At 40.8% G+C, this 22,551-nt stretch carries 21 protein-coding genes and 1 riboswitch (1 of these 22 running past the window's edge); of the genes, 1 reads left to right on the top strand and 20 read right to left on the bottom strand.

Features of this window, described 5'->3' with window-relative positions; translation table 11 throughout:
• Window positions 1–186 precede the first annotated feature (186 nt).
• The 16 genes from IGJ42_RS07645 to IGJ42_RS07570 form a co-directional block, all read right to left on the bottom strand.
• On the bottom strand, window positions 187–1,110 hold the full coding sequence (locus IGJ42_RS07645) for an LCP family protein (RefSeq protein WP_034878590.1): 924 nt from the start codon (window positions 1,108–1,110) through the stop codon (window positions 187–189).
• 1 nt (window position 1,111) lies between these two features.
• Entirely contained in the window at window positions 1,112–1,765 is a 654-nt protein-coding gene (locus tag IGJ42_RS07640) for a phosphatase PAP2 family protein (protein WP_061054077.1), read from the bottom strand.
• The gene (locus tag IGJ42_RS07635; RefSeq protein WP_008381962.1) at window positions 1,762–2,955 is read right to left on the bottom strand and encodes an FtsW/RodA/SpoVE family cell cycle protein; all 1,194 of its coding nucleotides are present in this window, start codon (window positions 2,953–2,955) and stop codon (window positions 1,762–1,764) included. The genes IGJ42_RS07640 and IGJ42_RS07635 overlap by 4 nt, the downstream gene beginning before the upstream one ends.
• A complete protein-coding gene (locus tag IGJ42_RS07630) occupies window positions 2,933–4,087 on the bottom strand; it encodes an FtsW/RodA/SpoVE family cell cycle protein (protein ID WP_008381965.1) in 1,155 nt (384 codons plus the stop codon). Before IGJ42_RS07630 ends, IGJ42_RS07635 begins: the two co-directional genes overlap by 23 nt.
• A 126-nt stretch (window positions 4,088–4,213) precedes the next feature.
• Window positions 4,214–4,389: riboswitch (M-box (ykoK) riboswitch) on the bottom strand.
• Between the two features lie 288 nt (window positions 4,390–4,677).
• Window positions 4,678–6,573: an endonuclease MutS2 gene (locus IGJ42_RS07625; RefSeq protein WP_061054075.1), complete on the bottom strand. Its 1,896-nt coding sequence runs from the start codon at window positions 6,571–6,573 to the stop codon at window positions 4,678–4,680.
• Window positions 6,574–6,932: 359 nt separating this feature from the next.
• Window positions 6,933–8,462: an alkyl hydroperoxide reductase subunit F gene (gene ahpF / locus IGJ42_RS07620; RefSeq protein ID WP_061054074.1), complete on the bottom strand. Its 1,530-nt coding sequence runs from the start codon at window positions 8,460–8,462 to the stop codon at window positions 6,933–6,935.
• A gap of 9 nt (window positions 8,463–8,471) precedes the next feature.
• The gene (gene ahpC / locus IGJ42_RS07615; protein WP_005226227.1) at window positions 8,472–9,035 is read right to left on the bottom strand and encodes an alkyl hydroperoxide reductase subunit C; all 564 of its coding nucleotides are present in this window, start codon (window positions 9,033–9,035) and stop codon (window positions 8,472–8,474) included.
• A 308-nt stretch (window positions 9,036–9,343) separates the two neighbouring features.
• On the bottom strand, window positions 9,344–9,547 hold the full coding sequence (locus tag IGJ42_RS07610) for a hypothetical protein (protein WP_034871989.1): 204 nt from the start codon (window positions 9,545–9,547) through the stop codon (window positions 9,344–9,346).
• A 153-nt stretch (window positions 9,548–9,700) separates the two neighbouring features.
• On the bottom strand, window positions 9,701–10,660 hold the full coding sequence (locus IGJ42_RS07605; protein WP_008381974.1) for a permease prefix domain 1-containing protein: 960 nt from the start codon (window positions 10,658–10,660) through the stop codon (window positions 9,701–9,703).
• On the bottom strand, window positions 10,657–10,989 hold the full coding sequence (locus IGJ42_RS07600; RefSeq protein ID WP_016612097.1) for a PadR family transcriptional regulator: 333 nt from the start codon (window positions 10,987–10,989) through the stop codon (window positions 10,657–10,659). The genes IGJ42_RS07605 and IGJ42_RS07600 overlap by 4 nt, the downstream gene beginning before the upstream one ends.
• A 185-nt stretch (window positions 10,990–11,174) precedes the next feature.
• On the bottom strand, window positions 11,175–12,146 hold the full coding sequence (locus tag IGJ42_RS07595; RefSeq protein ID WP_008381977.1) for a siderophore ABC transporter substrate-binding protein: 972 nt from the start codon (window positions 12,144–12,146) through the stop codon (window positions 11,175–11,177).
• A 25-nt stretch (window positions 12,147–12,171) separates the two neighbouring features.
• A complete protein-coding gene (locus IGJ42_RS07590; protein ID WP_008381979.1) occupies window positions 12,172–12,930 on the bottom strand; it encodes an ABC transporter ATP-binding protein in 759 nt (252 codons plus the stop codon).
• Complete coding sequence (locus IGJ42_RS07585) at window positions 12,927–13,871, bottom strand: iron chelate uptake ABC transporter family permease subunit (protein ID WP_430616080.1); 945 nt, start codon at window positions 13,869–13,871, stop codon at window positions 12,927–12,929. Before IGJ42_RS07585 ends, IGJ42_RS07590 begins: the two co-directional genes overlap by 4 nt.
• Window positions 13,868–14,818 carry an ABC transporter permease gene (locus IGJ42_RS07580; protein WP_086332349.1) on the bottom strand — a complete coding sequence of 317 codons (951 nt, stop codon included), beginning with the start codon at window positions 14,816–14,818 and terminating at the stop codon, window positions 13,868–13,870. The genes IGJ42_RS07585 and IGJ42_RS07580 overlap by 4 nt, the downstream gene beginning before the upstream one ends.
• Before the next feature lie 634 nt (window positions 14,819–15,452).
• Entirely contained in the window at window positions 15,453–16,817 is a 1,365-nt protein-coding gene (locus tag IGJ42_RS07575) for an FAD-dependent oxidoreductase (protein WP_430616077.1), read from the bottom strand.
• On the bottom strand, window positions 16,814–18,283 hold the full coding sequence (locus IGJ42_RS07570; RefSeq protein WP_034871985.1) for a helix-turn-helix domain-containing protein: 1,470 nt from the start codon (window positions 18,281–18,283) through the stop codon (window positions 16,814–16,816). The genes IGJ42_RS07575 and IGJ42_RS07570 overlap by 4 nt, the downstream gene beginning before the upstream one ends.
• Window positions 18,284–18,445: 162 nt before the next feature.
• Here IGJ42_RS07570 and IGJ42_RS07565 point away from each other — a divergent pair, with 162 nt between their 5' ends.
• Window positions 18,446–19,549 (top strand): SLC13 family permease, encoded by a 1,104-nt coding sequence (locus IGJ42_RS07565; RefSeq protein WP_422705970.1) that lies wholly within the window; start codon window positions 18,446–18,448, stop codon window positions 19,547–19,549.
• A 131-nt stretch (window positions 19,550–19,680) separates the two neighbouring features.
• Here the strand turns inward: IGJ42_RS07565 and IGJ42_RS07560 are convergent, their stop codons facing one another.
• From IGJ42_RS07560 to IGJ42_RS07545, 4 genes are all read right to left on the bottom strand, one after another.
• Window positions 19,681–20,394 carry a class I SAM-dependent methyltransferase gene (locus IGJ42_RS07560; protein ID WP_086299484.1) on the bottom strand — a complete coding sequence of 238 codons (714 nt, stop codon included), beginning with the start codon at window positions 20,392–20,394 and terminating at the stop codon, window positions 19,681–19,683.
• Complete coding sequence (locus IGJ42_RS07555) at window positions 20,395–21,402, bottom strand: zinc-binding alcohol dehydrogenase family protein (protein WP_016619978.1); 1,008 nt, start codon at window positions 21,400–21,402, stop codon at window positions 20,395–20,397.
• A 71-nt stretch (window positions 21,403–21,473) separates the two neighbouring features.
• Window positions 21,474–22,529 carry a hypothetical protein gene (locus IGJ42_RS07550; protein WP_176256994.1) on the bottom strand — a complete coding sequence of 352 codons (1,056 nt, stop codon included), beginning with the start codon at window positions 22,527–22,529 and terminating at the stop codon, window positions 21,474–21,476.
• Window positions 22,498–22,551, bottom strand: partial view of a hypothetical protein gene (locus IGJ42_RS07545; RefSeq protein ID WP_008381990.1) — the final stretch only. It continues 861 nt past the right edge of the window; the window shows 54 of its 915 coding nt (coding positions 862–915); its start codon lies beyond the right edge, outside the window — the gene reads right to left on this strand; it ends in the stop codon at window positions 22,498–22,500. Before IGJ42_RS07545 ends, IGJ42_RS07550 begins: the two co-directional genes overlap by 32 nt.

The raw sequence follows: 22,551 nt of genomic DNA, 5'->3' as shown, positions 1-22,551 counted from the left end.
TAATAACTTAGCGACAGGGTGGAACAATAGAAATAGAGTTGACAGCTCTTTTCCAAACAAACTCTTGTTATCAAGCCGTAATGCATTGCTTGACTAAAGAGTATCCTGAGGAAAAGCGGCTGTCAACTCTAATTACGAAATACTTGAAGAACAAAATTGAACTGGTTCTGTTTCTAAGCCAGGACGTTAATCAATCAACAACTCATTTTTTAAACGTTGGCTCGTCGTCTGTTGCTCTTCAGGCGTTACTTCTTGATAGGAAATTCCATATTCTCCTCTGAAGCCATCGCCGGTGAACCCACTGCCAGCCATTTGGTAAGACTCGACAGTCCCTAATGCTGATTGATATTGGATAAATAATTGACTCATTTGCGAAAAAGTTAGATCGGTTTCACCATTTTCTCCAATGATCGTTAGCAGATCCTGAATCCGCATCACGCTGGAAAGTGAAACTAACTCTTTTGCCAGAATCTCAGTCACTTCTCTCTGACGGCGCTGACGGCCATAGTCACCTTCTGGATCATCCTTTCGCATACGAGTATACTGAAGCGCCTCCCAGCCATCTAAATCGAGGATCCCCTCTGGGTAATCGATTTTCTCAGCAGTAAAAGCAAATTCATTTTCAACCGTGATGCCACCAATTGCATCAACAAGATCTGCCATCCCATCCATGTTTAAGGAGAAATAATGATGGATCGGTATATCAAGATATTGTTCGACGGTTTCAATCATCATCTTTGCCCCACCAAAAGAATGGGCATGATTGATTTTATCATGGTACCCTTGTCCCACGATTTCCACATAAGCATCTCTAGGAATACTCGTGAGGGTGGTTTTTCTTGTGGCAGGGTTCAACGTTGCTACCATGATGGTGTTGGCGCGAAAATCGGTTTTGCGACGAGAGTCATTGGCGATCCCTAACAAAAGAAGGCTTAGAGGCTCGGCATTTTCGATGACTTCCGCCTCTTCTCGTCCTTCGATTGGACGATGGATCGAGTGGGCAACATCCTCTACTTGAAAATACACCCTAACCGCATAGACAGTTCCTGCTGAGATAATTCCGGTCAGCAATACCAGGAAAATGATTATTAGTTTTTTTGCTGTACTCAATTTATCTCCCCCTAAGTACATATTTTTTGATTGAAAAGACGAAAGCATAGGTGATATAACTGATCCCACTTGCCAATAAAATACTTGCTAGCAAGTCGCTGGGATAGTGAACCCCAAGTAACAACCGACTCATCATAATCAGCAACAAATAGATCAATCCTAGAAATAGGGCCATGTTTTGGATAAAGTGACGCTTGCCTCTTTTGGCAGGAACTGTTTGCCCCAAGAAAAAGAGGAGAGAAATAATCAACGTGGTCGCTAATAATGTATGTCCACTCGGAAAACTTGCTGATGCCCGTTCCATACTGTCAGCAAAATCCGGTCTCGGTCGATCAACTACTTTCTTGATCACTTGACCAACACCACTGATCACAATCATATTCCCCATCAACCAAAGACTTTCTAACCGCTGCTTGCGCATAAATAAAATACTTGCTAACAGGAAATGAACGACAGCTATGGGAATGATCGTAGCCGTACTGGCAAGTGGGAGAAAAAGCGATTCCACAGCAGGTGTCCGCCATTGAGGCAACTGGGAAAACAGGTTGTCGATGCTTTGGAACCAGCGCGGTTCTAATGCAACGAGGAAAAACAGCCATGCAAAACAGCTGCAGAGTATTCCGCCTACCACTCCTTTTTTTGCTGTTTTACTCATGTTAAGCCCCTACTTTCTTTTAATGTATACGACCTATTTTTGGCTTTTATCGGAAATTTGTCTAACCCAAAGATAATTCCCATAGCAATGCTGATCGCAATCAGAGAGGTTCCTCCTTGACTTAAGAATGGTAAGGGAATGCCGGTTAAAGGCAGCAAACCGATCGCCGCTCCGATGTTTTCAAAAATTTGAAAAACCAAACCAAACACATAGGTAATCGCAATATAGACCGATGCTTTGTTATTTGTTTTTAAAGCAGCAAAAATGATTTGATAGATCAGATAGAAATAAAGGAAGATGACTAAAGTACTTCCTAAAAAGCCATACGTTTCTCCAATGACTGTAAAGATCATATCTGACTCCCGAACCGGCACATACACCGTTGTATGGGTATCAGGTGCCCCCAATAAGCCGCCAGAACCAATCGCCCACATACTGCGGACTTGTTGGAAAGCGATGGAATCTTGGTACGCGAGTGGATCTGCCCAGGCTCTCACCCGATCCAATTGATATTGTGAAAAGTGAAGGCGAAACAACACACGATTGCCCCATTCCGTGAATACGAGTAGCAACAAAATAGCACCAAGAGCGGCAATCAAACCGATCACGACGGTCAGTATTTTCCAATGAACACCGGAAATGATGAATAAGGCACCTAACATCACGATAAACACCAAACTCGTTCCAAAGTCCCGCTGCATAAACATCAATAAAAATGTGGGTAAGCTGTATAGCAGGATCTTAGTAACATAGATCAAATCGGATTTGATTGTTCGTTCTGCTTTACGTTTCTCATAGACTAAAGTGAGATAGACCATAAAGAGCATAAAGGCCACTTTCATAAACTCAGAAGGCTGAATCGTAAACGCACCAAATCTGATCCACCGTTTGGTGTGCGTTTGTTCAAACATCGTTTGATCGTAAAACCAATGAAGAGAGGCCATCAAACCAAGTGATAGTAAGTACAAAAGACCAGAAAAGCGGAGGAGTAAATTCGTAGGAATCAAACTCGTTACAAAAAGAGCAATCGCCGAAAGGATACAAAAGAGGATCTGCCGAAAAACAATCCCTGAAGGATCATTGCCATCCATCACAGAAGCCTGATGTTGTACCCAGATACTTAACAAAAACAGCAGGAAAATCGGCAGCAATAAAGCATAGTTTGCTTCATGTCGTTTGAGGAACTTCATTAAGTATACCCTCCTCTCGTTCTAGTTTCAGGCATAAACTGAAGGCAAATGAAAGAATAAAGTAACTGGAGCCACCATAACTAATGAATGGCAAAGGTACCCCCGTCATCGGCATCAACCCTAAAATACTGGCAATATTGATACTTGTTTGTAATAACAGCAACGTGCTGGTTCCCAATAATATTAAGCCAATCTGAGGATTTGCGATTGCCGCTGATCGTATAAACAGACGTAAAATGATTACGAATAATAAAGCGATGACAAAAATGCCGAAAATCAACCCTAATTCCTCTACTAAAACGGAGAAAATAAAATCAGTCTCTGCTACTGGTAAAAAGCCTTTCTTGGTGATGCTATTTCCTAAACCAAGGCCCGTAAGACCACCATTGAACAAAGCATAGTAGGAATGGATCATTTGGAATCCTTGATTATATGGGTCGGAAAACGGATCTCCCACTAATCGAATTCGGTTATACACATGCATAAACATGTGGGGCAATAAATCATTGTTTCCTAAAAAGAGGATCAACATAGCAACCAAGAACAGACTGATTAATAACCCGCCAAACAAAAGAGCCGTGAGTTTAACGGGTACCTGAACCGTGGTAATCATGATAAAAGCCAAGAAAAGTAAAATCATCACGCCGGCTACTTTTGGTTGAATGAGGATCAACACACAGCACAAAAATAAAACGAAAAGCGGACGTTTCATTTCCTGCAAGGTAGTTTTTGCTGATTGAAAGTAATGAGCAAGGTATAAGACCATGCCCACATTCACGATCTCTGAGGGCTGAAATTGTATCCCTACAATCGAGACCCATCGTTGCGCTCCATTGACAGAAACACCGAAAAACGGCAAACGTGCCAATAGTAAAGTAAAGACGCCAAATGCCAACAGACCGATCGCTAAATATTTACTGAGCAGAATCTCACGCCGTGTTCGCTGAATAATGAAAAGGAGCACCCAGCTGAGTAACAGAAAGACAAGCTGACGCATAAATAAGCTTGCTGGCGGCTGATCTCTCGTTAATAAACGATAAGAACTTGCACTATAAATCATTAAAAGACCGATAAGGCTCAATAGCAAATAAGCTATGATCAGCAGCCAATCGATCTTCTTTTTTTCTATCATTGCTTCCACTCCTCTTGCCTTGGAGTAGGTGTTCAGACGGTACCAGTTATTATGCCCTTTGAGCTTAGTCATCCATCAAAGAGAAAAGCAAAAAAGTCTCACTTCTCTTAGGACGTCAGACTTTGCTAGCAATCTCATCGTCCGAGTTTTAGCACTATACAACGTAAAGAAAGTTGTTCCCTTTCTTAGCTATTTTATGAAAAGCCTTAATCCGACAATTCCTGTTTTACACATTGGCGTCTTTCGACGTTTCTGCGCAATAGCTTATGTTTGTATAGGAGCCTCACCTAACAAGGTTATATGTTATTTTCAATCCACTATGAATGGTACCCTTCCTCGTATAAAGATACAACCCATTCTTTGTTATTTTTATTTTTCTTTAACTTTTCTTAAAGAATTTAGATATTTCGAGTAATTTCCGGTATTTAAAGAAAAATCAATGGAAATCATTCGACCATCACTGGATTCCCTTCGATCATACACGTTATTAAAAAACGGTCATTTTCAAAAAAAGACAGCTCTTTTTCTAAAACTCGAAAAAGAGCTGCTTTCTTGATTTTATACTCCCGCTCTAAATATATCTGTGCCGATCAATCCAATGATCGTTTGGCCTGACGCTCTTGCGCTGCTTTTCGTAACTGCTTTTGCGCTTTTTTAGACCCACGTTCAATATCTCGGGTAAATTTACGTTGGGCAAAATCGGAAAATAATTGATCTAGATCATAGCCGGCTGGATAGAGTGCTTCTCGTTTGGTGAGCAGTTGCAATCGCCGAGCAGCAACAACGAAACATTGTTTCTCAATATAAATCTTCGCTTGTCCCTGTTCCAAGTATTCATAAAAAACTCCCCGTTTTTCATGCTCTGCTGAAAAGACCTGGTCTCCCTTTTGAAAAATGTGCTCAGACTTTGTTTCCTGAGGATCGGTTCGTTTTCTGGATGTCTCAAAAGGCTGCTTCTCAAAAGAATAAGATTTATTCTTTAAATAGTCCTTTGCCGTTTGCACGACCTCAGCAGGAATCGCCATTTTTTCGGCGATCCAAAACGCATTACTTTCACCGACCGCATTGGTCAACAAGCGGTATTTCGGCGTCAGGGTCTTGGCATCAAAAGCCATCGCCGCTGTTTCAAAATCTTGGTGATCAAGAGCAAACTGCTTGATTTCACCATAATGAGTCGTGGCGATCATTAACGCCCCCGATCGATAGATCGATTCCATAATGGCGATCGCTAAAGCTGCCCCTTCATTTGGTTCAGTCCCGCTGCCAATTTCATCTAACAAAACGATACTGTTCCGGCTGGCATTCGTCATGATCTGTGCAATATTCGACATGTGTCCAGAAAAGGTACTTAAAGAATTTTCTAGACTTTGCTGATCCCCGATATCCATCCAAAGACTTTTTAAAAACGGCACGCTGCTGTTGCCATTATGCGCTGGAAACAAGCCGTAATGTGCCATCGCACAAACGAGTCCGACGGTTTTTAAGACAACCGTCTTACCACCAGCATTCGGACCTGTGATGACCATACATCGGTTCTCTTCTCCTAGTTTTAAAGATAGAGGAACAGCATCAGTGCCCAGTAAAGGATGCCGGACTTGATCAAGAAGCAAAACTTCTTCTTCAGTAATTGCTATCGGTTGACCATTGATTTCCCGACAATACTTTCCACGAGCAAAAATAATATCTAGTACCACTAAAATATCAAGACAGGCAAATACTGCATTCATTTGTTCGGCGATTGCCCCGGTCAATTCTGATAAAACTTGGTATTGGGCGGCCGTTTCTTCCGCCTGTGCCAAAATCAATCGATCATTCAGACGGGCAGCTGCCTCTGGTTCAATAAAAACAGTCGCGCGTTTATTAGAACGTTCAATGATCGTCCCTTTAATTTGCTGTTGAAATTCAGCACGTACCGGCAGCGTATAACGGTCGTTCTTTTTGATCACACGGTTTTCTTGCAGATAGCGACTTTCTTTAAAAAACTTTGCAAAAACTTTTTTTAAATCGGCCTCATATTTCTCGATTGTGCCACGAATTTTCCGTAATTCTCGGCTGGCGTTACTATCTACCTGACCATTGCGAATTTTTTGGAAAATCATTTCGGCGATTTCAGAAAAGTCGGCCAACCCCTGAGCATAGTGATGCAATCTTGGGGCAATTGATTGATTTTTTTCAAACAATTGACGGATGATTCGAAAAGACCGTAAAAAGTCTCCGTATTCAATCAATTCCTGTGGCTCCAATACAAAGCCTTTTTCAATCTTCTCCGTATGATGTAAGACATGCTGCAGCCCCATGAAAGGGACTTGACGTCCGGCGTCTAATAGCGCCATCGCTTCAGTTGTCTCAGACACTCGTTTTTGGGCGGAATGGATCGTAGCTGCTGGTTTTTCATTGGCAAAACGTGCTTTACCATAATCGCTGATTATTTTTTTACTTACTTGTTCTTTAATTTGTTCAAATTCAGTTGCTTGAGGTATCTTCATGAGTGATCCTTTCTTGTGCCTGAGGATCCCGGTAACATCCCCGTCCAAAAAAGTGTACAAAAAAAGCGATAGTCTCCCATCACCTGATTCATCAATAACGATTTTTATCGGTATCTACAGGCACAACAAATAAACAGTCTGTTTTTGCTTATTTGTTTTAATTAGCTGATTAGATACCTACGACACTCATTAATATACCTCTTTCTTTTTTGAACGAGTTTTTTTCATTGTAATATAGAAACTGTCCTTCTGTCAACTTCCCTCAAATCTCCTTCCCCTCAAAGAAAAAACGTCTCAGAAGCTGCTAGAAGCTCCTGAGACGTTTCTGATCTAGATCAAATAATAAGCTACTTACCTACTTACGAGCGAATCAGGTAATCAAACGCACCTAACGCAGCAGTAGCACCTGAACCCATTGAAGTGATGATCTGTTTGTATACACTATCGGTACAATCTCCCGCTGCAAAGACGCCTTCAATGTTGGTTGCTCCATGTTTGTCTACCACGATCTCATTACGCTCGTTTAAAACGATGCGGTCTTTTAACCATTCAGTATTCGGCATTAAGCCAATCAAAATGAAGACACCCTCCACAGCTAATGTGAATTCGCCATTCGTTTCGCGATCAACGTAGGTCAATTGTTCGACATGATCGGATCCAGCAATTTCCTTCGTTGCGGCATTCGTAATAACAGTCACATTTTCTAACGTGTTCAAACGGTTTTGTAGCACAAGGTCCGCTTTTAGTTCTGGTAAAAATTCAAGAACGTAGACATGTTTTGCCATGCCAGCTAAATCGATCGCTGCTTCGATCCCAGAGTTTCCGCCGCCAATGACAGCAACCTCTTTCCCAGCAAATAACGGGCCGTCACAATGTGGACAATAGGCAACACCTTTATTTTTGAATTCTTTTTCTCCCGGAACATTGATGTTGCGCCAGCGAGCACCGGTTGCTAAAATAGCCGTTTTGGTTTTTAATACTGCGCCATTTTCTAATTCAACTTCGATGACATCATTGCGACGAATATCCTTGGCACGCTGCCCTTTCATGACATCGACTTTATATTCGTTGATGTGCTCTTCTACCTGACGCATTAATTTTGGTCCTTCGGTATAAGGAGTACCGATCATGTTTTCGATACCAAGGGTTTCCATCACTTGGCCACCCATTGTTTCGACAACCATCCCAGTATTGATACCTTTACGCGCCGCATAAATCGCTGCACTTCCACCTGCAGGTCCGCCACCGACGACCAAAACATCGAAAAGCTCTTTTTCAGCAAAATCATCTTTACTCGTTGGACCAGCTGCTTTTTCCAATAATTGTTCGATCGTTTGACGGCCGCTTGCAAATTCTTCCCCATCTAGAAAGACTGTTGGCACAGCCATAATTTTTTTCTTGTCAATTTCTTCTTTGAACATCCCACCTTCGATCATGGTGTGGCTGATGGAAGGATTTAGCACTGCCATGATATTTAACGCTTGAACAACATCAGGACAGTTATGGCAGGTCAAACTGACATAGGTTTCAAAATGTAATGGCTTATCGATCGCTTTGATACGCTTTTGTAGTGCTTCGTCAATTTTCGGCGGACGACCGCTTACTTGAAGCAACGCTAAAATAAATGAAGTGAACTCATGTCCTAACGGTAAACCAGCAAAAGCGATGCCGCTTTCTTCACCGGGACGATTGATCGAAAAGCTTGGTGTCCGTTCACTTGCTACAGCTTGAATCGTGATTTTTGACGACATTTCTGCGATTTCTTCTAAGAATTCACGTACTTTCGTTGAAGAATCATCCTCACCTAAAGTCGCCGCAAAAACAACCTCTGATTCTAGCATCGCTAGATATTGCGTCAGTTGGTCTTTGATTGCCTTATCTAATGCCATGAGCGCCTCCTAAATCTTGCCTACAAGGTCTAAGCTTGGCGTTAAAGTTTCTTCGCCTTCTTTCCATTTTGCAGGACATACTTCACCTGGATGGGTACGGACATATTGTGCGGCACGGATTTTATCGATCAAACCACTAGCATCACGACCGATACCATCCGCATTGATTTCAACCGTTTGTACCACACCATCCGGATCGATGATAAATGTACCACGTTGAGACAAACCTGATGCTTCGTCTAATACATCAAAGATTTCTGAGATCACATGAGAAGGATCAGCAATCATGATATATTCGATTTTATTGATTGCATCAGAGTGGTCATGCCACGCTTTATGTGTGTAGTGGGTATCAGTTGATACAGAATAAACTTCTGCGCCTAATTCTTTTAATGATGCATATTGGTCTTGCAAATCCTCAAGTTCTGTCGGACAAACAAATGAGAAATCTGCAGGATAAAAACAAACAACGTTCCATTTTCCTTTAAAATCTTCTGATGAAACATCGATAAATTTTCCATTGTGGTAAGCTTTCGCTTCGAATGAACCAATCTCTTTTCCAATTAATGACATATCATTTCCTCCAATTAGAATAATTATTTGAGAATAATCTCTATTAATTATTAGTATATCTAACTACAAAATGCAATAGTTTATTCAGAAATAGTCAAAAAAAATGTTATCATCCTCAGAAATGAGCATATTTATTTTTTATCGAAAGCAAATGGAGTATAGTAATAAGTTTGACTAATCATTTCTAAGCAAAGTTCCTACCTGTTAGATTCTCAATTACATCTCCTATTCTCAATTAAACAAAAAAAGATTGCCTCTTCCTATGATTCCTCGCAAAGTAAGGTGAGTCATAGAAAAAGACAATTTTTTTATTTAGTATTGAAATAGTTGAACAATCCACCGATCGTTCGCTCCCTCAACGTGATCCGCTTGCCGTCTAGAAAAACTTCTTCGACTGGGTAATGGTCTTGAAAAGGTGGGACTTCCAAGTATTGGCTCGCAAGAAAGCGCTCCGGGGATTCAACTGTTGTTACTTCTTTGCTGCCATTTTTCAGATAATGAATTTCTAACATATCCATTGCCTCTTTTCTTGTATTCTGAACTTTTAAAAAAGCAATGAGAACATCTCATTTCTCGCCGTTCTTTTTTGCTTAATTCAGTTACAAGGCGTATTATAGTCTTCCTTTTTTTAAAAGTAAAGAAAGCACTCTCGGTTGAAATGTCTCTTATTTTTTGGCTTTTGTCTGACCGATAAAGTAGTCTTCTAAAACACCACCAATAACAAAAATGACCCAAGAGTAAGCCCAGGCATGAAACATGAAGGACCAAAGCATGTAAACGACCAAAATCACTGGCCAGTAGACTGTTCGAAAAAAGGTAACTCTACCAGCGGATTCGCCATATTTATGACGTGTTGCTCGATCACCAAGATTCTCTTCGTCACGAATAAAATACGTCTCAGTTGCCAGCTTCGCAAAGCCTGTACGAATAATACTTACATAAATAATAAAGAACACACCCACTGCAACTGTCAAGAAAAACAAGGAAATACCAAACTCAACAGAATAATAAAACAATTCACTTAAAAGTACAGGCGCAATTGATAAAATACAGGCACCAATTCCTAAAACAAGACCAATACGAAAACTTTTTTCATAATTTGCTAGTTGCTGAGCGGCTTCTCGTTTGGCATCCCTTTTGATTGGTCGATCATCTAACTGCTTACGAGCACCGGAAAAGTGCAAACTGCTAGAGATGATAAAACCAACCCCGATGGCGATGAAAAGAAACATCACCATTATTCCAAAGGTCTCAGCATAAACACTAACAAAGAGCATTAGGGCTGCTAGGGAGGCGATACAAAAGCCGATTCCTATCGACAACGAAAAAGCAAAGTGCCGCACAGTTCCCCAATAATCAAACGCATCGTCTTCTGTGATGGCATCGGACCAATCATCAATCGGCTCTTCTTCTTTTGAAACATCTAACTCTTGCAGCAGTTCATCCACCGAACCAAACTCGCTGATCACCGCACCGATGGCTTCATGCTCACTTTTCCCTTGGTGAATCAGTTCCAAGTAATGGTCTTCCATAATCGCTAAAAGATCTTCTTTTGCCTTCTTCGTTTCCGGTGTGATGGGTACTGATAAAAATAAGCTGTCTAGATAGTCATGAATGGTTTTCATTTGTCTCCTCCTTGTAAGAACTGGTCAACGACGATCTTCGTCTGCTGCCACTCCAATAGTTTCTCCGAAAGGCTTGCTTTTCCGTCTGCAGTTATCTGGTAATAGGTCCGCTTTTTGCCATGTGTCACTTCTCCGGGATACGAACGGATCAATCCTTGTTTTTCTAACCGAGTAAAAGCGGAATACAACGTCGTTTCTTTGATCACATATAAAGCATCTGTTCCTTCACGAATACGCTTGGATATTTCATATCCATAAGAGTCTTCTTTCGAAAGAATGGATAAAATGATTGCGTCGTTATAGCCGCGAATTCCGTCACTCGAGATCACGCAATCGCCTCCTAAATTACTTCATCTGTCGTACTAATTATAAATCAATTACTACGACAGGTAAAGTAAAGCTGGATAACTTGTCAAAAATCAGTCGCAGGTCCTAGAAACAGTTCGAATAAAAAGACACGCTTTCTCAGTAAACTGATAAGCGTGTCCCTTATTACTTAATTTTTTTCACCTATTTATTCAACGGCTGGCTTGACATCATCCATCATCAATTGGATCGACTCCAATCCGGAACCAGCTAAATACCAAACCGCAGCATCCAATTCAATCACTTGATCGTTTTGCCCTGCATTTGTTTCTTGAACAATTTCATTTGCAACAAATTCACTTTCGCTTTCATTGCCACCGATCGCTTTTGTCCGATCGATCACGAAAATGACATCAGGATTTTTTTCAAGCAAGTACTCATAAGAAATACTTTGTCCATGTGTCGACGCCTCTAATTCCTCATCTACTGCTGGGAAACCAAACGTGTCATACAAGATACTGTAACGAGAACCTGGACCAAAAGCAGAAAGATTGCCTTCATTTACCATAACAACCAAGGCTTTCTCGTCAGCATTTTGCGCTTGCTCCTTCAAGGTATCAATCTGACCTTGTAACGATGCTAGTTGTTCTTGCGCTTCCTCTTCCTTACCAAAAATTTGACCAATGGTCGTAATGTTGGCTTCGATCGATGCCCAAGTATCACTATTGTCAACGCTTAAGAAAACGGTTGGCGCGATTGCAGACAATTCCTCTTGGAAATCACGTTGTCGACCAGAAATAATGATTAGGTCTGGCTGCAGTTGATTGATTTTTTCTAAATCTGGCTCTTTGATTCCCCCTGCTGATTCAACATCCGCATACGCTGATAAATAATCTGGCAAATTGCTGGTTGCGGCAGCAACGATTCGATCCCCAAGGCCAAGTGCATCCATCGTATCTAATGCACTGTTGTCAAAGACAACAACTTTTTCCGGCGCATAAGGAACAGTGACAGTCCCATTGCTGTCCGTAATCTCGACTTCTGTCGGCGTTTGTGTACTTTCTTCTACTTGGGTTTGAGCTGTACCCGTTGAATCTGTTGTCCCTGTATTATTCGAGCCGCAAGCGGTCAACCCCGCTAATACGAAAATACTCATAAAACTTACTGCTATTTTTTTCATTTTTTCCTCCTTTGAAACATATTTTTTATTGGAAGGTGTAGCAAAATTGCCGCCCATCCACTTGTACCAGTTTGATTGGAATCTCATACAATGATTCTAATAATTGTTCTTGAATCACTGCCTCTGTGTCAGCCGCTTTAAAAATCTGACCATCTTTCATCGCGACGATGTGATCGGCATACCGTGCTGCAAAATTAATGTCGTGCAAAACGATCACAACAGTTTTCTGATAGTCTTCCACCAAGGTTGTCAATAGCTTCATCAGCTGGTTGGCGTGTTTTAAATCTAAATTGTTTAACGGTTCGTCCAAGAGTAGATAATCTGTATCTTGGGCTAAAATCATCGCCAAGTAAACTCGTTGTAACTGACCACCAGAAAGTTCATGAATCGATTGATCACTATATTCGGTTAGAGATAACTTAGACAAAGCGTCATCAATGATCCCATCATCTGCTGCCGATTGTCGCCCCCGGTTATACGGATAGCGACCAAATGCCACCAGCTCTCTTACAGTCAGATTGACGGCATAGCGATTGCTTTGCTGCAAAAAAGCCATTTTTTTTGCTAGCTCTTTGGACTTCCATTGACGAATCTCCGTTCCATCCAGATAAATATCACCGGTGCGTTGATCCAACATCCGACTGACTAAAGAAAGCAAGGTACTTTTTCCGGCACCATTGGGCCCGATGAAGGCAATCATTTTCTGTTCCGGCAACGCTATAGAACATTCCGTCAAAACTTGTGTTTTTGCATAATTCTTGGATACATTTTTGGTTTCGATCATGATTTTTTCCTTTCCAGCAGCAATTTGCTTATAAAGAAGATACCGCCTAATAATTGGATCACGGTGCCGATGGTCGTTTGCCATTGAAAGACCTGTTCCACTAGGAATTGACCTCCTACCAACAGGAGAAAACCAATCAAACTCCCACCGAAAAACAACCAGCCGTGACGATAAGTTGGGAAAAGCTGATAGGTGATCGTCGCCACCACAAAGCCTAGAAAAACTGCTGGACCAACTAAAGCAGTGGCGGTGCCTGTCAGTAAAGCAATCAAAAATAAAACACCTTTATGAAGCCATTGAACAGATGCACCTAAACTTTTGGCTTGCCCACTTCCTAAATGGAGCAAATTCAATTCTGGAATCAGCAGAACCAGACAAAAACTCCCTAGCAAAATGATCGCGGCAGCAATCAGTAGATGCTGGGTATTGATATTGCCAAAGCTGGCAAACAAACGACCTTGTAGTAAATCATATTCATTTGGATCCATCAACACTTGCAGAAAGGTGCTGAGACTACCGAACATCGTGCCACAGACCATCCCTGCCATCAATAACAAAAACAACCCAGTGACTGCTTTTTGATAGAAAAAGCCAATTAAGAAGCTACCTAGAACGGCAGTTAAGCCGACAGAAAACAAAAACATCGTTGCTGTTTCTTGGCTCAGCATCTGAATTCCGCCGATAAAAAAGAAACAAAGGGTTTGAACAAGAACATACAGTTGGTCCAAGCCTAAAATTCCAGGGGTCAGATAGCGATTGCTTGTCAGTGTCTGTAAGGTGATGGTACTAAAGGAGATGGCGATTGCAACTAAGGCAAAAGCCAAGATTCGGCGTCCCCTTAATGCAAAAGCAAATGACCAGTTTCCATAGGTGTTATAGGTCAGATAGGCACCACATGCACAAAGGATCAGAAACAACAAAAGAAAGAGTTTTTTCTTCATCGAAATTTCCTCCCCAGAAGCAAAATCAAGAAACAGCAGCCACCCAGTACGCCGGCAACTACACTGACCGGCATTTCATAAGGTGCGATGACGATTCTCGCCAATACATCACACAATAGCAAGAACGCGCTTCCGGCAAAGCTGATCAAAAGCAGATTGTTTTTCAAATGATCCCCAAAAACCATGCCGATCATATTTGGGATAACGATCCCTAAAAAAGGAATTTGCCCCACAGTCAATAAAACGATACTGCTAGCAAACGCCACCAGCGCAAATACAGCAAAACGCAAGAACAAGTAATTGATTCCCAGACTCTTAGCCGCACTTTCTCCTAAACCGGCGATCGTGATCTCATAAGCCAAGAAATACAATAGACCGAAAACGGGAATCGTCAAATACAAAAGTTCATACTGTCCAACCATAATGGTGGCAAAATTTCCTTGCAGCCAAGAAGAAACGTTTTGAACCAATTGGAAGCGATAGGCTAAGAAGCTACTGATAGCCCCGATGATATTACCGAACATCACCCCTGTTAAAGGCAGCATCATTGGATCTTTCTTTGGTAGAAATTGGCTTAAAAATAAAAAGAACAACACACCTGCGTAGGCAAACACAAATGCTGCTGTAGTGCGAATCAAATTTGAGGCATTTGGTAGAAAGAACATAACGAGCAAAATTCCTAAACGGGCGCTATCCGTCAGTCCAATCGACTCCGAGGCCACAAATTTATTTTGCATCATGTGTTGCATAATTTTTCCACAGATACTAATGATCCCACCTGCAATGATCAAACTAATCGTCCGTGGAAGCCTAACTTTTACCAAAACAAGCCAATGATTCGGATCACCCTGCTGTAAACCTGATAAAGACAATTCATGGGTGCCTGCCAACAAGGAGCAACCCACTAGAAGAACAAAGATCAACAGTAATCCGATTTTTTTAAACATGCCCCGCCCTCCTTATTGAGAATGATTCTCACTCTCTTTAATAGGGTAACGTATTTCACTTAAAATCACAAGAATTTTTTTGAAAAAATCCCTTTCCTATCGCAATTTCGAAAAAATGAGTGTGTAAAGAAAAGGATTATGTGATGTTTTTCTCTTATATCCTTGCGAGAAAACTTATTTTTATCTCAATATTGTCTATTTTATTGCTTTAATTATAAAATGCTCGCTCATACTATATTCATTTTATGAGGATCATTCAATAACAGATCACTTAGATTTGCAATTATTTTCATCTATTGAAACCCTTGTAAAGCCAGCACTTACTGATGCAATGGTGATGTAACTTTTCAGATAAAAGCAAATGACGCGCCGTCTCCTCCACCTAAACACCATTCGTCTATCGATAAGAATTTGTGAGTAAAAACAGTTTAGTCGTGGAACGAGTTTTATAGTTTTCGTTTTGAGTTTCTTCTTCCAAAAAATCATGATACCAGTTGAATTCAATCTCCGACAAAAGCCTACCTGTTTTCAATACGCGATACCAGTCACTGATTGTAATCGATAGTCTTTCCCGATTATCTGTAATAAAAAAAATAAACCTACAATCATCGCAGGTTTATCAAGAGTTATTATTTTACTTTAACAAGCCATCAAGGGCTAATTGATTCAAAAAGTGCAAAGGGAAAGAAATGGTTGGATTGAAAAAGTAATCCATTGTCGCTAGTTGGTGCAAGGTCGTCTTGCTATTGATCAAGGTTGAGATCGTATTGATGATCTCCAAACTTCCACGATCACTCGTAATGATTTGTCCCCCCATAATCACTTTCGTTTGCTGATCAAAAATCAGTTTTAACGTTACTTCAAAATCCTCATCTGTCGCGAAAAATGTCCGAGAATGAAATGTCTGCGTCACTGAATCTACTTCAAAGCCGTAATACGGTGCCTCGGTCTCATTAATACCTGAACTGCTGACGAAATAGCCAAACAGTTTACTAACGACGGTCCGTTGCATTTTTGGAAAAGGAATTTTCGTCGTTCCCCGTTCATTTGCCAATAAATTGGTGGCAGCTACGATCCCCGTCCGATAAGCATTAGTCACTAAAGGGATATACAAAGAGCTATCCGAATGATTGAAAGGAATCGAAACCAGGTCACCAATTGCATAAATCGCTGGGTCAGACGTTTGTAAATATTCATTTGTAAATACCGTGCCATCGAGATTTAGTTTTAAAAAGTCTTCAACCAATGCGACATTCGGTCGCGGATTTACGGCATAAACGACCACGTCAGCTCGAATCTTGGTTCCGTTTGAAAGCTCGATTCCCTGATATTCACCCTTCTCGTCTTTGATCGTATGGGCGACATTGCTGTTAAGATAGATTTGTAAGTTCTCTGGAAAGCGCGCCATCAAAATTTCAGCAATTTCTTGATCAAAATAACGGAACAAAAGGGTATCCATTCGATCAATCAAATGAACGGCTTTTTGCTGGCCACTTAGAGATTCCGCCAATTCAAACCCAATCAGACCCGCGCCAACGATCGCCATGGTTTGCGCACTTTCGATTTTTTCTAATGCTTGCTTTGATTGACCAATGGTTTTGTAGGTCGTTATATGTGCTTCGACATCTGAGGCAAACTCCGAACGGAAAGTACTCGATCCCATCGCCAAAATCAAGCCATCATAACTCACTTCGTCTTCTTGCTGATAAGATTCCGTTGATGTGACAAAATGAACCGTTTGTTCTTGCGGAAAGATTTTTGTGACTTCACTGTTTAACATCACATTGATTCCTTCAGAAAGAAGCTCACTCGCAGTTGCCGTTCGGGAATCTTCCAATCGTTGAATGTAGCCTTCCAGCACTAAATTCAAACTGCTAGCAACATAACCCAGAACGCTTGATTTTTCAATAATTATCACATCGACTTTTGGGTCAACTTTTTTTAAATGACGGGCAGCAGCAATTCCTGCATGAGAGCCTCCAATAATCACTATTCTCATATCTTTTCCAACTCGCTTTCAAGGTTCTCATTGCGTATTTCATCCACGATTTGATGAAGCCGCTCTTCTTCAAATGGGGTTGCCCCACCTGTTAAAATCAATCGTTTTTTATAACGATAGCCTTCCGAGATCTCAGAATGATCAACGATCAATAAATCATAATCCTTCTCCTTCGTCCCCTCAAAATGAATATTCGGATAGCCAGCCAATTCTTTGATCAAAAAACGCCGCAAAAAGCCACTGCGTAATCGTGATTGAGTCAACAAAATGCCGACCGTAAATGCTTTTTCCTGGTTTACTTGAATCCATTGACGGATCAAAAGCAATTCATTGGTCAAATGCTGCTTTTTCTCAAGAGAAAAGGACTGGTTTACGTTTTTCTCCAACTGTTCGATTGCTTGCTGTGCCACTTCAATCAAGCTCTCATTCGCAACACTTTGCGGCTGAAATTCAGCAAAGGCAATAATACCGCCATGAATATACAACGCTTGGATCGTCACACTCGTCAAGAAGACGCATAATTCCGTAGAAGTTTCTGTAGTCTTTCTCTCACTATCACCAATTGCCTGCAGCAGCTCCCCATTTAACGCATCGATCTCTTGGAAGAAAAGTGATTTTTGCAAGGAGTCATCCAGTGAAGGGCGAATCAAGCCTTCAGCTAATAAAAATAAATAGAAATAAACCGTTTCATAATCGCTCCAGGATACGGCAAAACGACTGAGATAGCGTCCTAATATATTCCGCAAAAGCTGGAACATCGCTTCATTTTCCAATGACTTCAACAATGGATACGATGCTTCATGCTGCTGCGAGCCACGATAATCAAAACGGGCTTCCATAATACCTAACCACAGCCCGACTTTCCAGCGTTCGGATTGACTAAACGTTGTCTGTAGCTGTTTTTCGATTACTCGAATCAAATTGTTGATGGCTGGTGCATTCAAGCGAGCGATCAATTCTTCATTGGGATAACTTTGTGAAAAAAACTGATAATAGAAAAAGCGAATCTGTTTTTCATCCCCAAGCAATTTTTTATTTTTTAATTGGATGTCGAATTCTTTCAATAACTGATTGATGGCTTTGAATCGACGAAACAATGAAGCTTCACTCAACATCAGTTCTAACATCATTTTCGTCGTTGACTCATCTCGATGAAAAAACAAATACGACAATATCTGAAAATCGATTGCTTCTGAAAGATACGCATAAAAGAATTTTTTTAGTGAGAAATCAAGCGGAAGTGTTAACTGTACTTGATCATTTTCTAAATAAGTCAATGCCGCATCCTCATGGAAAGCGACTAAATTTTGATGAAGATTTTGAAGTTCTTTTTGCAAAGTGGGTGCGGAAATGGATAATGTTTTTGCAAGTTTCTTGTAAGAGATTTCTGAGCCGTTCTGAAAAAAAACAGCTAAAATTTGAAAATGAACCTGCTGATTTTTTTCAAGCAGCTGCATAACATTCATTTTTGAACCTCCTTCACCTTTCACATACTAATTTCCCAATTAATGGGTCGTTTGTCAACTATAAAAATTGCCTGAATGCCTTTGAGTTATATGGAAAAAGCGTTATTTATTGTTCCTAAAGCGCGGGAATGGTAAAATTCTTGAGAAGAAAGGTGGTGAACTATGGGAAAACGAATGTTAGCATTTTTTCGAACGGATCGATTATTTTCGATTTCCCTGTTACTAGCACTCATTGCGTGTTTTTTCGGCACCTTCCGTTGGTCATTTATTGACTTTAAAGTGATTTTATCACTGTTTGGGTTGATGTTAGTAATCAATGGGTTAGAAGAAGCTGGTCTTTTACGAGCATTTGGACAAAAATTAGTGGAAAAAAGTCGCAATCTGCGTGACTTGATCCGTTCAATCGTCTTGCTAAGCTTCTTCAGTTCGATGTTTTTAACAAACGACGTGGCTATCTTAACATTATTGCCCATCTACTTACTCTTAACGAGGAAAGAACAACAGCGCACCAGTGTCTTATTAGGCGCTGTCTATTTGATCGTGGCAGCCAATTTAGGAAGCAGCCTGTTTCCATTTGGAAATCCGCAAAATCTATTTTTATTTTCTTACTATCAGATTTCGCTGCCACAATTCATGTGGACTACCGGCACCTTTGTGGGACTTTCTTTGCTATTACTCCTTGTTTCGATCCAGCTCATCCCAAAGACTCCATTGGAAATCGCCCTGCAAGAAGAGCCCTTTGAAAAAAAGCCAGCGCTGCTCAATGCAGGATTATTTATCCTTATGATTCTTGGTATTTTTAGTGTTCTCCCTATTTCAATCGGCGTGCTTGTCGTCGCAGCCGTGGTTTGGTTTAGCAACAAACGATTATTCGCAAAAGTTGATTATCGGTTACTACTTACCTTCCTCTGCTTCTTCTTGATCGTTGGGAATATTCAAGACCAACCTCTGGTCACCGATCACATTCGACCATATTTTCAAGAAACACATCGCGCTTTTTTAGGTAGTATTTTACTCTCCCAAGGAATATCTAACGTTCCTGCAGCGATTTTGATTGCTCCTTTCACCGATTTAGAAAAAGCCGTTCTTTTGGGCGTCAATGTGGGTGGTTTGGGTACATTGATTGCTTCTTTGGCGAATTTGATTGGGTACAAATTACTGAAACAAGCCAGACCCAAAGAAGCGGGAATGTTTCAAAAGCTATTTTTTATCGTTAACGTCGTTTTTTTACTGTTATTAGGCAGTATCGTCTACCTTTTATTGTAGTAAATTCACTGTAAAACGAGATACCAGCATAAGATGTTTCCAGTCAGCAGTCAACAGAACCCTACTTGCTGTACCTGTTTCTTGATCTTATGTCAGAATCTCGTTTTTTGATGTCTATTGTGTGATTTCTCCTAGGCTAAGAGAAGCTCAAAGGTGATTTTCGTTTGGCTTTCGACAGTCAATGCCTCACCAAAGACATGTTGAACCATTTCTTGCCGCTGTTCCAATGAATACTCCTCCTCAAAATAAAGATGAAATAATTCTTGATCGATCTCTTCCTTCAAAATATACTCGAATTGCCGACTCTGCCAATCGATCGCTTCTTCTGTAAACCACTTCTTGTAACAAGTATTTAGGTTCAGATCGTTCTTCGCTGAATGATTTTTTTCATAAGGCTGAAACACGTTCTCTTCTTCTGCGATCATTCTTAGAATAATTAATTGATGGGCCTTTCTTTGAAACTGAAGCAAGGTTTCTTTGTCTCTGACTGCTGGATTCATTGCCATAAAAATACAGGGCCAGTGCTGGTCTGCAGATAAAAAGTCTTTTTGGCTCTGCTGAACCAGATGGAGCTTGCTCATCGGATCTTCCATCGTTTCTTCGATGATTTTTAACATTTCTTTTGAAAAATCAATTGCGTAATACTCATCTACAAAAGGATAAAAAGCTGAAATGTAGCGACCAGTGCCCGCAGCAAAGTCAACGAAGGTCGATATCGGAAACACTTTCTGCTCCACCAAAAAAGCTGCTGCCTCTTCGGCGATTTTCAATTGGGATTCTCTTTGAATTTGCGCATATTCTTGCGCGAATTCATCCCAAAACAGCATCGCTTCCTCTTCTTCCATTTAGCGGACGCCTCCAGTGATCACTGTCTTTCCTTTCGTTCCTTGCTCAACCGCTTTTGTAGCGTGCTTTAAGGTCTCGATGGTAATTCCTCCATCAAACGTTTGGACCGCAGTCGTATGGATCTTTTTGTCAGCGAGCAACGAGGCGATCCGTTGCAAAATGCCCCCTTGTGTTTCAATCATCAACTGAGCATCTGTTTTTGTGAACATATACTCCCAATAAAAATCGATGCCGAGGTTTTTAAATGGATTTAAATCTAGCGCTTCTTTCGTATTCACGATCATTCCGACTTTGCCAAATGGCAAGATTGCTTTTGTTAATTGTGGCAAATAGGCAGATGCGTCATAAAAAAGTGCAACGGCTGAAAAAGGTTCAGTGATTTGTTCAGCTAACGGCAAGCGGTGATTCAGTACCTGATCCACTTGATTGTCTTTAAGCCACTGATCGTTCTTAGGACTCGCAGTGCCATAGACTGTCAATCCTGCCCATTTTGCTAGTTGCGCCGCAATCGAGCCAACACCACCGCTGGCATTGACCAATAAAATTGATCCTTCATTCGCGTTCTCTTCAGGCACATACCCAAATTTTTCAAAAAGCAATTCCCATGCCGTAATACTCGTTAATGGCATAGCTGCAAGATCACCGTCAGAAAAGCCGGCTGGCGCCTTTGCTGCGATTCGAAAATCAACGACTTGAAACCTTTGATTCGCACCAGGTCGTTGTGTGGTTCCAGCATAAAACACCCGATCACCAACGGCAAAGCCATTAACTGCTGAGCCGATTTCATGTACTATACCTACTGCATCATATCCCTGGATATGGAATTTCTCACTTAAAGTGGTTGTTTGGCGGCGTTTCGTGTCAATTGGATTCACAGAAACAGCTTGCACTTCCACCAATAGATCGTTTGCCTGACAAGTTGGCATTGGAAATTCCTTTTCAATAAATACTTCTGGATCATCTAAAGATCGTCCTTCATAAAAACCTAGTGCTTTATTTATCATCATACTGCTCCTTCCAAAAAAAGTGCTGAATAGTTATAAAAACCATTCTAGCACTTTTAACCAATTTAGAACATTTATTCTTCACCTTGAACGACAAGCGGAACCAAAAACGGATAACTTGTGAAGAAATCCAATAAAGATCGCTTCCATTGATCCGAGTCAATCGTGAGTAACGTTGATTCTGTGTACAAATGAATCGTCAAACGCTGATTTTTATCAAGCAGAACAAGGATCTCGCCTTTGTTTTCTGTGATAAAATCATACGACTGATTCTCCATCGTGATGATGAAAATTTGGTCAAGGACTTCCGCTGCAACAGGAAAATCTGTTTCCATATCGACAGCTAAGGTTTGGGTATTGTCGATCAAACTTGGCGAGACAGTAAAATCCAATTCTTTTAAATGAGCCAGTATCAAATTTACATCGTAATTAAACAGTGAAAGTTGATTGACTGAGAAAATATTATCGGCATGCCATTGACTGATCAGATGTAAAATCTGTTCATCGTTGACCACCACAGACTGGGAATTTGAATTGATTGTCAACAACGGCAAATAGTTTGATTGGTAACTTGAATTGACCGGATTTAACTTAAAACTAAACTCTAGTTCTTTTGTTTCTGTTAAACGAAAGCGGACATTGAAGTGCTTTGTCTTCCAGGTATCGTAATTGTCGGTAGCTGTTAAATGAATCACTTTTAATGGTTTCAAGAATTCATAGGCATAGTACTCAAGCAAGGTTTTTTTTGCAATGACAGAGATTTCTTGTTCTGTTAAGATCAAATGACGATAATGGTTGAGCAACCCGGAGAAATCAGCCTCCATGATTGATTTTCGCAATTTTAAATCAGCTAGTTCATTTTCGGCTTGTTCAATAAGGGACTCGATGCGCTGATGATCTTGTGCTTTTACAGCATAGTAATCATCTTCATATTCCGCTTCCTCTTCCTCTAATTTGAAAGAATCATCCTCTACATTGTCTTCTACTAAAGAGCGATCATCAACTGTGGTAGACGCATTGGTTGCTGAATTTTCGTCGACCTCATTGACTTCTTCTGGTTGAACTTCTAGAGTCTCTTCCTGATCCATCAGTTGTGGTTCAAGAGGATTTTTCTGTGTTTCTTTCGTCAATTTCAATCAGCTCCTTTCCCGT

This window comes from Enterococcus sp. DIV1067f, assembly GCF_050543505.1.
In the GTDB taxonomy this organism is placed as follows: Bacteria; Bacillota; Bacilli; order Lactobacillales; family Enterococcaceae; genus Enterococcus_D; species Enterococcus_D entomosocium.
Note: the sequence above shows the minus strand (reverse complement) of the source record. Positions and strands in the feature narration are given on the sequence as shown.

Bases quoted from the DNA above. Each gene is read 5' to 3' on its own strand.
- IGJ42_RS07570 (WP_034871985.1), bottom strand. From the start codon at position 18,283: ATGAATGTTATGCAGCTGCTTGAAAAAAATCAGCAGGTTCATTTTCAA.
- IGJ42_RS07635 (WP_008381962.1), bottom strand. From the start codon at position 2,955: ATGAAGTTCCTCAAACGACATGAAGCAAACTATGCTTTATTGCTGCCG.
- IGJ42_RS07560 (WP_086299484.1), bottom strand. From the start codon at position 20,394: ATGGAAGAAGAGGAAGCGATGCTGTTTTGGGATGAATTCGCGCAAGAA.
- IGJ42_RS07585 (WP_430616080.1), bottom strand. From the start codon at position 13,871: ATGAAGAAAAAACTCTTTCTTTTGTTGTTTCTGATCCTTTGTGCATGT.
- IGJ42_RS07590 (WP_008381979.1), bottom strand. From the start codon at position 12,930: ATGATCGAAACCAAAAATGTATCCAAGAATTATGCAAAAACACAAGTT.
- IGJ42_RS07605 (WP_008381974.1), bottom strand. From the start codon at position 10,660: ATGAAAACCATTCATGACTATCTAGACAGCTTATTTTTATCAGTACCC.
- IGJ42_RS07595 (WP_008381977.1), bottom strand. From the start codon at position 12,146: ATGAAAAAAATAGCAGTAAGTTTTATGAGTATTTTCGTATTAGCGGGG.
- IGJ42_RS07565 (WP_422705970.1), top strand. From the start codon at position 18,446: ATGGGAAAACGAATGTTAGCATTTTTTCGAACGGATCGATTATTTTCG.
- IGJ42_RS07555 (WP_016619978.1), bottom strand. From the start codon at position 21,402: ATGATGATAAATAAAGCACTAGGTTTTTATGAAGGACGATCTTTAGAT.
- IGJ42_RS07640 (WP_061054077.1), bottom strand. From the start codon at position 1,765: ATGAGTAAAACAGCAAAAAAAGGAGTGGTAGGCGGAATACTCTGCAGC.
- IGJ42_RS07625 (WP_061054075.1), bottom strand. From the start codon at position 6,573: ATGAAGATACCTCAAGCAACTGAATTTGAACAAATTAAAGAACAAGTA.
- IGJ42_RS07630 (WP_008381965.1), bottom strand. From the start codon at position 4,087: ATGATAGAAAAAAAGAAGATCGATTGGCTGCTGATCATAGCTTATTTG.
- IGJ42_RS07610 (WP_034871989.1), bottom strand. From the start codon at position 9,547: ATGTTAGAAATTCATTATCTGAAAAATGGCAGCAAAGAAGTAACAACA.
- IGJ42_RS07575 (WP_430616077.1), bottom strand. From the start codon at position 16,817: ATGAGAATAGTGATTATTGGAGGCTCTCATGCAGGAATTGCTGCTGCC.
- ahpF (WP_061054074.1), bottom strand. From the start codon at position 8,462: ATGGCATTAGATAAGGCAATCAAAGACCAACTGACGCAATATCTAGCG.
- ahpC (WP_005226227.1), bottom strand. From the start codon at position 9,035: ATGTCATTAATTGGAAAAGAGATTGGTTCATTCGAAGCGAAAGCTTAC.
- IGJ42_RS07580 (WP_086332349.1), bottom strand. From the start codon at position 14,818: ATGTTTAAAAAAATCGGATTACTGTTGATCTTTGTTCTTCTAGTGGGT.